1 protein-coding gene is annotated in these 1,074 nt (G+C 68.6%); it reads right to left on the reverse strand.

Annotated features, from left to right (window positions below; translation table 11 throughout):
- Window positions 1-91 precede the first annotated feature (91 nt).
- On the reverse strand, window positions 92-1,074 hold a 983-nt coding region (locus HC022_RS27260; RefSeq protein ID WP_167454458.1), incomplete at its 5' end, for an AMP-binding protein.

A 1,074-nucleotide genomic window follows, 5' to 3' on the forward strand; every position in this document is an offset into this window, starting at 1 on the left:
GCCGCCTCGCGCACCACCTCGAGCGCCGCCAGATGGGCGTCGCGGTTGGCGCGGAAGCCCTCCGAGGACGGGATTGCTGTGGATGCCAGTTTCATGAAACCTCCCCGGCCGCCTCGGCCGTCCGTTCCGCGGCCGCGATGGCCTTAAGTTCCTTGCGGATCACCTTGCCGGTGACCGTCATCGGCAGCGCGTCGAGAAACGCGATTTCCCTTGGATAGGAATAGGTTGCCAGCCGCTCCTTGACCCAGGCCTGAAGCTCGGACGCGCGGACCTCGACGTCCGGGCGGAGCACGACGTAGGCCTTTACCAGCTCGGTGCGCAGCGGACAGGGCTTGCCCACAACGCCCACCGTGGCCACCGCCGGGTGGGTCATCAGGCAGTCCTCGATCTCGGTCGGGCCGATGCGGTAGCCGGCGCTGGTGATGACGTCGTCCTCGCGCCCGACGAAGCGCAGGTAGCCGTCCTCCCAGGTGCCCCGGTCGCCGGTCACCAGCCAGTCGCCCCGGAACTTGTCGGCGGTTTCCTGCGGTTTCTGCCAGTATTCCAACAGCATCGAACCCGCGCCCCGCCGGATCGCCACGTCGCCCTCGCCGTCGGTCTCGTTGCCGTCCTCGTCAATCACCGCGATGTGGAAGCCCGGGGCGGGCTTGCCGATGCAGCCCGGACGGGCCGGGAACAGCGCGCCGCAGGACGAGGCCACCATGTTGCATTCGGTCTGGCCGTAGAACTCGTTGATCTCGACGCCGAAGGCCTTGCGACCCCAGGCCAGCATCTCGGCCCCCAGCGGCTCGCCGCCCGAGGCGACCGAGCGCAGGCCCGGCAGCTCGGCGCCCTCGGACTTCAGCATGCGCAGCGCCGTGGGAGGAAAGAACACATTGCGGACAGAGGCTTGCTGGCAGATCCTCAGGCACTCGGAGATCTCGAACCGGGGCATCCGAGCGGCCACGACCGGCACGCCGAGATAGAGCCCTGGCATCAGCACGTCGAAGAGCCCGCCGATCCACGCCCAGTCCGCCGGGGTCCAGAGCACATCGCCCGGCTGGCCCAGCAGGTCGTGGCTCCTTTCTTTTTCGG

The sequence above is a fragment of the Salipiger sp. HF18 genome (assembly GCF_011806505.1).
Lineage (GTDB): Bacteria > Pseudomonadota > Alphaproteobacteria > Rhodobacterales > Rhodobacteraceae > Salipiger > Salipiger thiooxidans.